At 60.9% G+C, this 12,478-nt stretch carries 11 protein-coding genes; 5 read left to right on the top strand and 6 right to left on the bottom strand.

Annotated elements, in window-relative coordinates:
- Positions 1 to 3: 3 nt before the first annotated feature.
- Genes CRX69_RS11055 through CRX69_RS11065 form a run of 3 tightly spaced genes read left to right on the top strand, consistent with a single transcriptional unit; the run spans position 4 to position 3,413 of the window.
- Positions 4 to 1,437, top strand: a complete 1,434-nt coding sequence (locus CRX69_RS11055) for a TadA family conjugal transfer-associated ATPase (protein WP_047228165.1) — start codon at positions 4 to 6, stop codon at positions 1,435 to 1,437.
- Positions 1,434 to 2,420, top strand: a complete 987-nt coding sequence (locus CRX69_RS11060; RefSeq protein WP_047228166.1) for a type II secretion system F family protein — start codon at positions 1,434 to 1,436, stop codon at positions 2,418 to 2,420. Before CRX69_RS11055 ends, CRX69_RS11060 begins: the two co-directional genes overlap by 4 nt.
- A gap of 27 nt (positions 2,421 to 2,447) precedes the next feature.
- Positions 2,448 to 3,413 carry a type II secretion system F family protein gene (locus CRX69_RS11065; RefSeq protein WP_047228167.1) on the top strand — a complete coding sequence of 322 codons (966 nt, stop codon included), beginning with the start codon at positions 2,448 to 2,450 and terminating at the stop codon, positions 3,411 to 3,413.
- Positions 3,414 to 3,976: 563 nt separating this feature from the next.
- Here CRX69_RS11065 and CRX69_RS11075 read toward each other — a convergent pair.
- From CRX69_RS11075 to CRX69_RS11090, 4 genes are all read right to left on the bottom strand, one after another.
- The gene (locus tag CRX69_RS11075; RefSeq protein WP_047228168.1) at positions 3,977 to 4,246 is read right to left on the bottom strand and encodes a DUF3613 domain-containing protein; all 270 of its coding nucleotides are present in this window, start codon (positions 4,244 to 4,246) and stop codon (positions 3,977 to 3,979) included.
- A 22-nt stretch (positions 4,247 to 4,268) separates the two neighbouring features.
- Positions 4,269 to 4,979, bottom strand: coding sequence for a tetratricopeptide repeat protein (locus CRX69_RS11080; RefSeq protein ID WP_107322007.1), 711 nt, complete (start codon positions 4,977 to 4,979; stop codon positions 4,269 to 4,271).
- Between the two features lie 56 nt (positions 4,980 to 5,035).
- Positions 5,036 to 6,259, bottom strand: a complete 1,224-nt coding sequence (locus tag CRX69_RS11085) for a type II and III secretion system protein family protein (protein WP_047228170.1) — start codon at positions 6,257 to 6,259, stop codon at positions 5,036 to 5,038.
- Between the two features lie 407 nt (positions 6,260 to 6,666).
- The gene (locus CRX69_RS11090) at positions 6,667 to 7,305 is read right to left on the bottom strand and encodes a LysE family translocator (RefSeq protein ID WP_047228171.1); all 639 of its coding nucleotides are present in this window, start codon (positions 7,303 to 7,305) and stop codon (positions 6,667 to 6,669) included.
- Between the two features lie 163 nt (positions 7,306 to 7,468).
- Here CRX69_RS11090 and CRX69_RS11095 point away from each other — a divergent pair, with 163 nt between their 5' ends.
- The gene (locus CRX69_RS11095) at positions 7,469 to 8,425 is read left to right on the top strand and encodes a LysR family transcriptional regulator (RefSeq protein WP_047228172.1); all 957 of its coding nucleotides are present in this window, start codon (positions 7,469 to 7,471) and stop codon (positions 8,423 to 8,425) included.
- 30 nt (positions 8,426 to 8,455) lie between these two features.
- Here the strand turns inward: CRX69_RS11095 and CRX69_RS11100 are convergent, their stop codons facing one another.
- Together CRX69_RS11100 and CRX69_RS11105 are read right to left on the bottom strand one after the other, a co-directional pair.
- Positions 8,456 to 8,863: a PA2817 family protein gene (locus CRX69_RS11100; protein WP_047228173.1), complete on the bottom strand. Its 408-nt coding sequence runs from the start codon at positions 8,861 to 8,863 to the stop codon at positions 8,456 to 8,458.
- 88 nt (positions 8,864 to 8,951) lie between these two features.
- Positions 8,952 to 11,399 carry an acyl-CoA dehydrogenase gene (locus CRX69_RS11105; RefSeq protein ID WP_107322008.1) on the bottom strand — a complete coding sequence of 816 codons (2,448 nt, stop codon included), beginning with the start codon at positions 11,397 to 11,399 and terminating at the stop codon, positions 8,952 to 8,954.
- A gap of 382 nt (positions 11,400 to 11,781) precedes the next feature.
- On the opposite strand from CRX69_RS11105, the gene CRX69_RS11110 reads away from it, so the two are divergent.
- Complete coding sequence (locus tag CRX69_RS11110; protein WP_107322009.1) at positions 11,782 to 12,441, top strand: transglutaminase-like domain-containing protein; 660 nt, start codon at positions 11,782 to 11,784, stop codon at positions 12,439 to 12,441.
- Positions 12,442 to 12,478 lie beyond the last annotated feature (37 nt).

Below are 12,478 nucleotides of genomic sequence, written 5' to 3' on the forward strand. Positions count from 1 at the left end.
CCCATGATCAGCGACTTCCGCAACCGCTTGCGTAAACAGTCCGGTAAACCCGCCATTGAACTGGCTGGCGACAGCCTGCCGGATCCGACAGAGCAATTGATGGCCTGGGAGCATGCCATCCCCGACGTGCTCTACGAAACCCGTAGTCAGGTCACCCCGGTGGAAGCCCAATGGCGGGAAAAAATCTACCAGCAACTGCTCAAGGTCATGGACCTGTCCTTGCTCGACTCCCTCGAGCAGGCCGAAGCGGCGAGGCAGATACGCGATATCTGCCAGCGTTTGCTCGATGAGCATTCGGCGCCGGTAAGCTCCGCCAGCCGTCAGTTGATCATCAAGCAGATCACCGACGAAGTGCTCGGGCTGGGGCCTTTGGAGCCGTTGCTGGCCGACCATAGCGTGTCCGACATCCTGGTCAACGGTTTCGCCTCGGTCTATGTCGAACGCTTCGGCAAGCTGCAAAGAACCGACGTGCGCTTTCGCGACGACCAGCATCTGCTGAACATCATTGACCGCATCGTCTCCAGCCTGGGCCGGCGTATCGACGAGTCGTCCCCCCTGGTGGACGCCCGGCTCAAGGACGGCTCGCGGGTCAACGCAATCATCCCGCCACTGGCCATCGACGGTCCGAGCATGTCGATCCGTCGCTTTGCCGTGGACCTGCTCAACACCGACAGCCTGATCCAGGTGGGCACCATGACCCCGGCCATTGCCTTGTTGCTCAAGGCGATTGTCCGTGGGCGTTTGAACGTGCTGATTTCCGGCGGCACCGGCAGTGGCAAGACCACCATGCTCAACGTGCTGTCCAGTTTCATCCCTCACAACGAACGCATCGTTACCATCGAGGACTCGGCCGAACTGCAATTGCAGCAACCTCACGTGGTGCGCCTGGAAACCCGTCCTTCGAACATTGAGGGGCGCGGCGAGGTCAGCCAGCGGGAACTGGTGCGCAACAGCCTGCGGATGCGTCCGGACCGCATTGTCATCGGCGAGGTGCGCGGCGCCGAAGCGCTGGACATGCTCACCGCCATGAACACCGGCCACGATGGCTCGCTGACCACAATCCACGCCAATACCGCGCGCGATGCCTTGGGACGAATCGAGAACATGGTGTCGATGACCGGCGCGACTTTTCCGATCAAAGCCATGCGTCAACAAATTGCCTCTGCCATCGATGTGGTGATCCAGCTGGAGCGTCAAGAAGACGGCAAACGTCGTGTGGTGAGCATGCAAGAGATCAACGGCATGGAAGGGGAGATCATCACCATGACCGAAATTTTCTCTTTCACGCGCCAAGGCATCGGGGAAAACGGCGAGGTGCTGGGGGATTATCGGCCCAGCGGCATGATCCCGGCCTTTCGCGACGTGTTGGCCAGGCGCGGCATCGAGTTGCCGCTGACCCTGTTCCGCCCTGAGTGGATGGAGGCTCGGACGTCATGAACAACATCCCCAGTGAGTTCATCCTGATTTTTCTCGCCATGGTGTTCATCGCCGTCTTCCTCCTGTCCCAGGGCGTGGTGGTGCCGGTGTTCGGCGAGGCCGGCAAAATGCGCAAGCGCATCCGTGGGCGCCTGCATGTGCTGGAGAAAGCCAACCATCTGCCCAACATGCAGACCGTGTTGCGGCAGAAGTACCTGACGCGCTTGTCGCCCCTGGAAGCCCGGCTTGAACAATTACCGTTCATGGCCAACCTGACCCAGTTGATCGAGCAGGCCGGCCACGAATACCGGGCCTACCGGGTAATGGCGCTCGGCCTGGCCCTGGGCGTAGCGGCCGGTGCCGTGGTGTTGATGTTCTGGCCGGTGTGGTGGATGGCGCTGCTGGCGGCCTTTGCGGTGACCTGGCTGCCGGTGCTGAAGATCATGCGTGATCGTAGCAAGCGCTTCGCCGCCTTCGAGGAAGGCTTGCCGGATGCGCTGGACGCCATGTGCCGGGCCTTGCGCGCCGGGCACCCGTTCAACGAAACCCTGCGCCTGGTTGCCGAGGAGCACAGGGGGCCGGTCGCCCAGGAGTTCGGCATGACCTTCGCCGACATCAACTATGGCAACGATGTGCGCCGGGCCATGCTCGGGCTGTTGGAGCGCATGCCGAGCATGACGGTGATGATGCTGGTGACCTCCATACTTATCCACCGCGAAACCGGCGGCAATCTGACCGAAGTGCTGGAGCGCCTGAGCCGCTTGATCCGCGGGCGCTTCCGCTTCCAGCGCAAGATCCGGACCTTGTCGGCGGAAGGGCGCATGTCGGCCTGGGTGCTGGTGGCGATCCCTTTCGTGCTGGCGATCGCCATTGTGCTCACCAGCCCCAGCTACATGCCGGTGCTGATCAACGACCCTATAGGCCACAAGCTGATCATGTTCGCGTTCGGCGCCATGTTGCTGGGGATTCTCTGGATCCGAAAAATCATCCGGATCCAGGTTTAAGCGCCCTTGCGGCGAGAGGTATCAGTCATGGATTTTCTGCTCGGGTTGTTCAGTCGGTTTACGGGAAACGAGGAGGCGGCACGGCTGTTGTTCATCGCCGTGATCGGTCTCAGTACGGTACTGGCGGTCGTCGCCATGATCTTGCTGATGCTCGGCCTGCAGGACCCGGTGCAACGGCGTCTGGCGCTGATCAAGCGGGGATATTCCGGCAGCACGCAAGGGCAGGAGGCGCCAGGTAACCTGCAACTCTTGCTGGAGCGGGTCGGCCAGCGGTTCGCAGCGACTGACCCGGCCCAGGCCAGCGCCACCCTGACCCTGCTCACACACGCCGGCTACCGTTCCGCATCGGCGGTGCAGATGTACTGGGCCGTGCGCCTGATGCTGCCGTTGCTGCTGCTTGGCGTTACGTTACTGCTGCTGCCGCTGATCAAGGTGTCCTTGATTGTCGGTTTGCTGGTGGCGACCTTGATGGCGGGTATCGGATGGTTGCTGCCGGCGCTGTACGTCGGCAAGCGCAAGCAGGCGCGACAAGCGCGGCTGCGGGCGGCATTTCCCGATGCGCTGGACCTGATGGTGGTGTGCGTCGAGTCAGGCCTGGCCCTGCCCACCACCATAGAACGGGTGGCCGAAGAGATGTCGGTCAGCCAGGTTGAGCTGGCCGAAGAGCTGGCCCTGGTGAACGCGCAGATCCGCGCGGGTATCACCAGCACCGACGCTCTCAAGCAACTGGCCCTGCGCACCGGCCTGGATGATATCCAGGGCCTGGTCAGCCTGTTGGCCCAGAGCATCCGCTTCGGCACCAGCGTGGCCGATACCCTGCGTATCTACGCCGATGAGTTTCGTGATCGGCGCACCCAGGCGGCCGAGGAGATGGGGGCCAAAATCGGCACCAAACTGATCTTTCCGCTGATCTTCTGCCTCTGGCCAAGCTTCTTCCTGGTCGCCATCGGCCCCGCCATGATTGGCGTGTTCAGGGCCTTTGGAAATATGTAGAGGGACATACGGTCCCGGTTGTACAAGCCTGTGGCGAGGGAGCCTGCTCCCGCTCGAGCAGCGCTGCAGCCCCGGTTTGCGGCTGCTGCGCAGCCCAGCGGGAGCAAGCTCCCTCGCCACTCAGTCAGGCACACAAGGGTTATGATCGTTCCCACGCTCTGCGTGGGAATGCATCCCGTGACGCTCTGCGTCACCTTCCAGAAGCGGAACGCGGAGCGTCCCTGGCGACATTCCCACGCAGAAGCGTGGGAACGATCGAAGTCCATACCCAACCGAACTCCAACGCCCGTGGCGAGAGGGTTGATCCCCGTTGGGCCGCTTAGCGGTCCTGAAACCGGGGATTGGCGTCTCACCCATTGGCCGGACCCGCGCAAGACTCAGTTCGCATGGGCGGTTGTTTCCTGAAGGGCTGCGCAGTCCCGCGGGGATAGGGCCCCGCGCCACAAACAGGCGCGTTCAGCTTTATGCAAGGCAGAGCAAAAGATCGCAGCCTTCGAAAAGGCCTACACCGGATCGGATGTAGGCATTGTCGAAGGCTGCGATCTTTTGTTTTCCACTGTGTTTCAGTTGCTGCTGGTGATTTCCCCACCCGAGTCCTGTTCGAAGAATTCCGGGATCGGGTAATTGAAGCTATTGAGCCAGCGCTGCATGGCCAATTCCCGTTCGGTGGCCGAGGCGGTTTGCAGGTGGGTTGAGGCCACCACCCCGCGAATCTGCAGCTGCATCCAGCTCTCCGTGCCCTGTTGCGCAGCCGAAGAGGGGCCGGGTTCAATGGCCCAGGCGGTGGCGGACAGGCAAGTCATGCACACGATCAACAGTTGTCTGGTTTTCATCTCTTGGACTCCTCGTAAGGCGCTACTTGACCGCATCGGATGAGGCGTCGGCCACATCGCTCAAGCGGTTCGCGGGGGATATCGCCCCGGCAGGGGCCGAGCCTCTGATTTTTTCCGCCCGGGCTTGAGCATCTGCCACTTGTTTGGGGTTCAGATTGGCCATGTTTGCCAGTTCGGCTGCCTGCTTCCAGTTGTCCTGGTAAATCAGCAGCGTCACCATGTTGAAGGCGGCCAGCGAGTCTGACTGTCTGAGCTCCATGGCGGTCATGAACTCGAAGCGGGCTTCAGGGATTCGTCGCTGATTGAGATAGACAACTCCCAGGTCATTGCGGATTTTTCCTTCGGTGGGGGACATTTTCACAGCGCGCTCAAGGTGTTCGGTGGCGCCAGCATGATCATGCCTGGCGGCAGCCAACTGGCCGAGGCCGTGCTCGCCATCAGCGGCCAGGCAAGTGCCGAGCAGGCTCTGGTACAACGGCTCTGCCTCGTTACGTCCCATCAGGCGCAGCACTCGCGCCTTGCGCAGGCGGACCTGGACCAGATCCTCCGGCAGACCTTCGAGGTTCGCCAGGCTGGCATACAAACGTCCGTCATTGGCCATGTCATCGGCCAGGTTCAGCGCCAGTTCCTGATCGGAGCCTGGCTTGATGCAACTGGTCGGACGTGAAGCCACGCCGTTGGTGGCGCAGCCGACCAGCAGCACCGTTGCGGCTATCGCGATCACAGCTTTCATTGAATGTCCCCTCGTATCAGGTTGAACACGTGGACGCTTGCACCTCAGGCCCCGGCTCATTGGGACAGCCCGTTACGGTTGTCGAACTCGCCGTTTTCAAGGAAGTACATGCGGTAGAAGTTCGGGTCGTAATTGCGCAGCTGTTCGCCCGGCAACGTCGGCAGTTGTGCGTCGGCGGCCAACGGTTGGACCAAGTGCGGCGTGACGATCATCAGCAGCTCGCGTTCTTCGCGATTGATGGAGTTATCGCGAAAGAACGCACCGAGAATCGGAACATCGCCCAACCCCGGTAATTTGTTCACCTGAGAGGCATTACGCGTGCTGATCAGGCCGCTGATGACAAAGCTTTCGCCATCGGCCAGGGCAATACTGGTATCGGTACGGCGTACGGTGAGCGCCGGAACCAGCGTGCCAGCGATGTTCACCGCGTTGGTGAAATCCAGTTCACTGACTTCCGGTGCCACCTTGAGCATGATGCGGTTGGTTCCGACGACGGTGGGCGTCAAGGTCAGACGGATACCGAATTCCTTGTACTCGATGGACACGTTGTCGCTGCCGGCACTGGGCACCGGGATCGGCACTTCGCCGCCGGCCAGGAAGCTCGCGCTCTGCCCGCTCAGGGCCACCAGGCTCGGCCGCGCCAGGGTGTAGGCAAAGCCACTGCCTTCCAGCGCATTGATCATCAGCAGGGTTTGTCCGGTGGCAAAGGACAGGTTGAACATGTCGTTGTTGACCGGCAATGAAGGCCGCACCACGCCACCGATGGTGGGCAGGGTTCTCGGCGCGCCGAACAGGAAGTTGCCACGGCTGCCGAAAATAGAGGTTGAAGCTTCCTTGAGCTTGGTCCGACTGACTTCGACGAAACGGATGTCAGTCTGCACCTGGGCAAGCAGCATGGGGTCTTCGGAGGGTACGCTCGCGGCGCTGGTCAGTGCCGAGGTGGCTCTGCCTTTGACGAAGATCATGCTCTGGCGGGGGATTTTTGAGCAGGCCGTCCAGACCATCAGGCTGGTGGCCCCGGGCGCCAGGCCCGTAAGGATGAAGGCATCGCTGCCGCTGGGTTGCACGTCGGCAATTTTCGGGTCGCCCACTGCCAGCTTCGTTACGGGGGCCAGGATACGCAATTCGTTCTGAAGCCCTTGGCCAACCTCGAAGGTCGCCGGCAAATTGTCCAACTGAGCACAATTTGCCGTTGCGGCCTGGGCCGCTTCCAGGCCAAGGCCCATCCAGAACAGACCATGGATCAAGTGCTTTAAAGCGGGCGGGGTACGATAGCTCATGAAGTGATCCTCGACAGAGAGGCCGTCCCTAGGCTTAACAAATGCCTCGGATCACTTAAGGGGCCCGGGCTGCCCCTTGTATTGCACCAGACCATTGAGCGGCGGTGGTGAGCGCCTCGTCGCTACAAGCGAGCGAGCGCATCCCACCGGCCTGACTGAATGGCAGGCAGCTTTCGAAAAAACTGTATGAGCCCCGCGATACCGGGGTGACGAGCAGGGTGACCGGTGTTGATCGGGTCGCCCTAGGGGTGATTTATTCACCGCCGTGCCCGCTTCTTTTTGAAGGTAGTTCATGCATGGCAAAGCGCCACGCCATAAACAAAAAAAACGACTAAAAAGTGACGGGAGGGAAATTCCCGGCAAAGTCGCCGTCAATAATTTGTCTTCTGTGCGATTTCGGGACGTATTTACAGCGAAAGGATCAACCGCCCGGCAAACAGAATCAGGATGACGCCCATGGTCCGTTCGAACCAATGACCCATGCGCATGAACACTTCCCGTACCCGGGCGCTGGAAAAAAACAACGCGACGACGACAAACCACAGGGCATTCACCAGGCACATCCAGACCCCGTACAACGCCTGGATCTGCAGCGGTGTGGTGGTGCTGATCAGGGTGGTGAAGATGGCCAGGAAAAACAGCGTGGCTTTCGGGTTGGTGGCGTTGGTCAGAAACCCCGTGACAAACGCTTTGAATGGCGTTTGCCGAGCAGCGTTTTGAGCGATGGGGTGTTCACCTTCAAGCGTGGATTTGGGTCTGCTGCGCAGCAGGCTGACGCCCAGGTAAAGAATGTAGGCACCGCCCACCACCTTGGCGACCATCAGCAACCAGGGGAAGGTGTGCATCAGCGCACCCACCCCGAGCAAGGTGTAGATCACATGCACCGAGATACCGGCGCCTATGCCCAACGCTGTGCAGATCCCGATCCAGCGGCCAAAACGGACGCTTTGGCGGATCGTCACGGCGAAATCAGGGCCGGGTGCGACCACCGCAAGAAAATGAACGGTGGCCAGGGCCAGGAATTCGCCAAGGTAGCTCGATAGCATTTCAACTCCGAACGGTCAGGGGCGAGGCATCGCGGCGCTAACCGATTAAAAAGAGAAAAGGCTCAGGTGCGGATATTCCATACCCGCATCGGAATGTGTGCGGGATTATAAGTTGTGTGTAAATTGATGATAATCCGTTCAAATTTCACAGGGCTTTTGCTCCATGAGCACAAATCAATCACTGGCTTTGCTCGCCGAAATGGCCATTTTCGTCAAGGTCGTGGAGACCGGCAGTTTCTCCGAAGCGGCCAGGCAATCAGGCGTGTCACCGTCGGCTGTCAGCCGAAGCATCTCGCGTCTGGAAAAAGCCTTGGCGACCCGATTGCTGCAACGCACCACCCGCAAGCTGCGCTTGAGCGATGGCGGGGAAGAAGTGTTCAAGCGTTGTCGGGAAATGGTCGCCGCCGCCCGATCGGTGATGGAAATCAGTGGCCAGTTCGCCCATGAAGCCGAGGGGCGGATCCGGGTCAGCGTGCCCAAGGCGGTGGGGCGCTTTGTCATTCATCCCCACATAGCCGAGTTCTTGCGTCGTTACCCCAAGGTCGATGTGGAGTTACTGCTGGAGGATCGACAGGTCGATCTGATCGACGATCACGTTGACCTGGCGCTGCGGATCACCGACCAGCCGCCGGTCGGGCTGGTGGGACGTCAGTTGTTGACCATTGACCACCTGCTCTGCGCCACGCCGCGCTACCTGGCCGAGCACGGCATCCCCGAGCATCCCCACGACCTGCTGGAGCACAGCTGCATCTACCTGGGAGAAACCCCACACGACGCTCGCTGGAAATTCAGGAAAGGCACCAGGTCCGTCCACGTGGGCGTGCGTGGACGTTATGCCGCCAATCATACGGGCGTGCGGCTGGAGGCTGTCTTGCAGCACATTGGCATCGGCAGCTTGCCGTACTTCACCGCCCATCATGCGCTGGAGCAAGGCTTGATCGTGCAGGTGCTGGCGGATTGGACGTTCCTGGCCTCTTACCAGGGTGGTTTGTGGCTGCTGCATTCGCCCACCCGTTACCTGCCGCCGAAGTTGCGGGTGTTCATTGATTATCTGGTGGAGTGCCTGGAGAAGGAGCCCACTTTGAACAAGGCGGGCCACAAAAAAGGCCCGCCGGATTAACCGTGCGGGCCTTTGCATGACTGATCGCAATCAGTGCTTGCTGTCCTGATCCGACATCGCCAGCAATTGCTTTTCCTGGTTCCAGTCGAAGGGTTCGTCATTTTGCTCGGCTTCGAAACGACGTTCTTCCAGAGCCTGGTACAAGGCGATTTCTTCATCGGGCATGTAATGCAGGCAGTCACCGGCGAAGTACCACAGCAGGTCACGAGGCACCAGGTGGGCGATCTGTGGATAACGGACGATGACCTGGCACATCAGGTCCTGGCCCAGGTACTGGCTTTCGATCGGATCAACGGGCAACTGCGCGCGCAATTCGTCGAAGCGCTCCAGAAACAGGGCATGGCTTTCTTCGGGAACCTGGTCTGCCTCACCCACGGCGACCAGGATGCTGCGCAAGTGGTCAAGCAAGACAAGGTGATCGGCAACGACGTTGGACACGAGATAAGTCCTCAAGAGCAAAACGGGCGCAGGAGTATAAAGCGCTTGCGCCCGTTTTTACATGGCACAGAGCACAGGGTCGACAGGATCAGCGGACCTTGTCCTCGGCGAGCGTGAGTTCCTCCTTGTCGAAATCATCCACGTCGATCACTTTACGTCGGGCCGCTTCGGCCTCGCGCAGGGTCTGGGCTTCGCCGGCCTGTAGCACGCCGGCTTCAAGGGCTGCGTCGATGACCTGTTCGCCTGGAGCGGGGTTGAGCTGACCCTGTTTGAGCGCGCCGTGCAGTTTCTTGTGCAGCGGGTGGGCGGCAGCCAGCAGGTCGCAAGCATGCTGCAGCGCACCCACCGGATCGTCGACCGATTGCGGGCGATAGCAACCCAGCAGCAACTCCTCGAGGGTCGGGTCGCCCTTGACCCGGCCGATCACTGCAGCCACTTCAGCGTCCAGCCTGTCGCTCGGACCTTTGTGGCGACGACCGAAGGGGAATACCAGCACGCGTAACAGGCCACCCAGCACCCGGTTCGGGAAGTTGTCCAGCAGTTCGTCCAGGGCCCGCTCCGCCTGGCCCAGGCTTTCTTCCATGGCCCAGGTGAACAGCGGTTCCATATGGTCCGGCGAGTCCAGGTCGTGGTAGCGCTTGAGCGCGGCGGAGGCGAGGTAGAGGTTGCTCAATACATCCCCAAGGCGCGCCGACAAGCGTTCGCGACGTTTGAGTTCACCGCCCAGCAGCATCATGCTCAGGTCCGCCAGCAGGGCGAATGCCGCCGCCTGCCGGTTGAGGGCGCGGAAATAACCCTGGCTCAAGGCGTTGCCGGGGGCTCTTTCGAAACGCCCCAGGCCCAGGTTCAGCACCAGGGTGCTGGCGGCGTTGCTGATGGCAAAACCGATGTGTTTGAGTAGCAACCCGTCGAATTCGATCAGCGCCTGGTCTTTGTCTTCACGCGTGGCCAAGGCCATTTCCTTGAGCACGAACGGATGGCAGCGAATCGCACCCTGGCCGAAGATCATCAGGTTACGTGACAGGATATTCGCGCCTTCGACCGTGATGAAGATCGGTGCACCTTGCCAACTACGCCCCAGGTAGTTGTTGGGCCCCATGATGATGCCCTTGCCGCCGTGTACGTCCATGGCGTGGCTGATGCATTCGCGACCGCGCTCGGTCAGGTGGTATTTGAGGATGGCCGACAGCACCGAAGGTTTTTCTCCCAGGTCCACCGCGTTGGCGGTCAGCATACGGGCGGCGTCCATCATCCAGGCGTTGCCACCGATACGGGCCATGGCCTCCTGAATACCTTCAAAGGCCGACAATGGCACGTTGAACTGCTCGCGTACCTGGGTGTACTGGCCGGTCACCAGGCTGGTGAACTTCGCCGCCCCGGTGCCCACAGCCGGCAGGGAAATCGACCGACCGACCGACAGGCAGTTCATCAGCATCATCCAGCCCTTGCCGAGCATGGGCTGGCCGCCGATGAGAAAGTCCAGCGGGATGAACACGTCCTTGCCCCAGTTCGGTCCGTTCATGAAAGCGGCGCCAAGGGGCAGGTGACGACGGCCGATATTGACGCCAGGAGTGTCGGTGGGAATCAGGGCGAGGCTGATGCCCAGGTCTTCTTCATCCCCCAGCAGGTGATCGGGGTCATAGGCCTTGAAGGCCAGGCCGAGGAGGGTGGCCACCGGTCCCAAGGTGATGTAGCGCTTTTCCCAGTTCAGGCGCAGGCCCAGGGTTTCCTGACCTTCCCATTCGCCCTTGCAGATGATGCCGGTGTCGGGCATCGCCCCGGCGTCGGAGCCCGCCAGCGGCCCGGTCAGGGCGAAGCAGGGGATGTCGTCGCCGCGGGCCAACCGTGGCAGGTAGTGGTTGCGTTGTTCGTCGGTACCGTAGTGCAGCAGCAATTCGGCTGGGCCGAGGGAGTTGGGGACCATCACGGTGGAAGCCAGATCGCCGCTACGGGTGGCCAGTTTCATCGCCACCTGGGAGTGGGCATAGGCGGAGAAGCCCTTGCCTCCATATTCCTTGGGAATGATCAGCGCGAAAAAGCCGTGCTCCTTGATGTGTGCCCAGGCGGCGGGTGGCAGGTCCATGGCCTGACCGATCTGCCAGTCGCTGACCATGGCGCAGAGTTCTTCGGTGGGGCCGTCGAGGAAAGCCTGTTCCTCCTCGGTCAGTTGCACCTTGGGATAGGCCAGCAGCGTGTCCCAGTCCGGCCGGCCACTGAACAGTTCACCGTCCCACCACACCGTACCGGCGTCGATGGCGTCGCGCTCGGTTTCTGACATGGGGGGCAGGGTCTTCTGGAACCAGTTGAACATCGGCGCGCTGAAATACTTGCGGCGCAGGTCCGGCAGCAGCAGTGGAGCCGCGACGGCGGCGAGCGCGATCCAGAAGATCAGCATCAGCCAACCGGGAGCGGGGCTGAACAGGCTCATGGCCAGCAGGTAGGCTGCGATGATGCCCAGCGCGGGCAGCGGGGCGGTACGCCGATGCGCCAGCCAGGCTTTCCCGACAACCAGAACCAGTATCCACAACAACAGCATATGTAATCCTCCGTGAACCAGGGCAAAACCGACCCTCAGAGCTTAGACGGCATCTGCAAAACCGGCGGTCGGCGCGATGTGATTGATTTCGTGGGAAACCCTGGATGCATTGCGCCAGTCTGGTTGGCAACATCCGTGGGAAATCGTTCGTTAACAAAGTGAGAAAGCGCCATTGTTTGGCGTAAACGCCGTTATTACCGAGGGTGGGCTTTGGATAGACTCGAAGCAAGCCCTATAGGCGCTGCCGAAGGTGCGGGCCGCGTTCGGACGATCTCTTGATCTGTCTATCTTTCTCTCAGGGCTCGATGGTCCGGGAAAGATCGCCGCCTCGTTGCACTCGGCAGCTCCTACGGACGCAGGCGTTTTCCGTGAGGTCCTGACCATGCAGCAATACCTGAACCCCAGCCGCTTCATCGACAGCGATCACCCTGCGGTCATCGAGTTCGCCGAAACTCATCGCGGCACTAATCGCGACCCGCAAGCACAAGCAATCAGCCTGTATTACGCGGTGCGCGAGGCCGTGCGCTACAACCCCTATACCTTCAGCCGCGATCCGCAGACCCTGCGTGGCAGTTACGCACTGGCCTGCGGTGAAAGCTATTGTGTGCCCAAGGCGACCTTGCTGGCCGCTTGCGCCCGCCATTGTGGTATCCCGGCGCGCATCGGCCTGGCGGATGTGCGTAATCACTTGTCCACTGCACGCCTGCTGGAGTTGCTCAAGAGTGACGTGTTCGCCATGCACGGTTATACCGAGTTCTATCTGAACGAGCGCTGGGTCAAGGCCACGCCGGCCTTCAATCAAGGCTTGTGTGAGTTGTTCGATGTGGCACCCCTGGAATTCGATGGCCGCGAGGACAGCGTTTTCCACCCGTTCAATCGACAGGGCGCCAAGCTGATGGAGTACGTCACCGACCACGGCCAATTCGCCGATGTGCCCGAAGCGTTCTTCTTCGAGCACCTGGAAAAATGCTACCCGCACCTGTTCGGCGAGCAACTGCCGCCCCTGCTTGGCGACATGCAGGGCGATTTGAGTCGCGGCTGATCCGGCGTATGCTGCTGCGGCATTTATCCATCGGAGC

This window comes from Pseudomonas rhizophila, from assembly GCF_003033885.1.
Taxonomy (GTDB): Bacteria; Pseudomonadota; Gammaproteobacteria; order Pseudomonadales; family Pseudomonadaceae; genus Aquipseudomonas; species Aquipseudomonas rhizophila.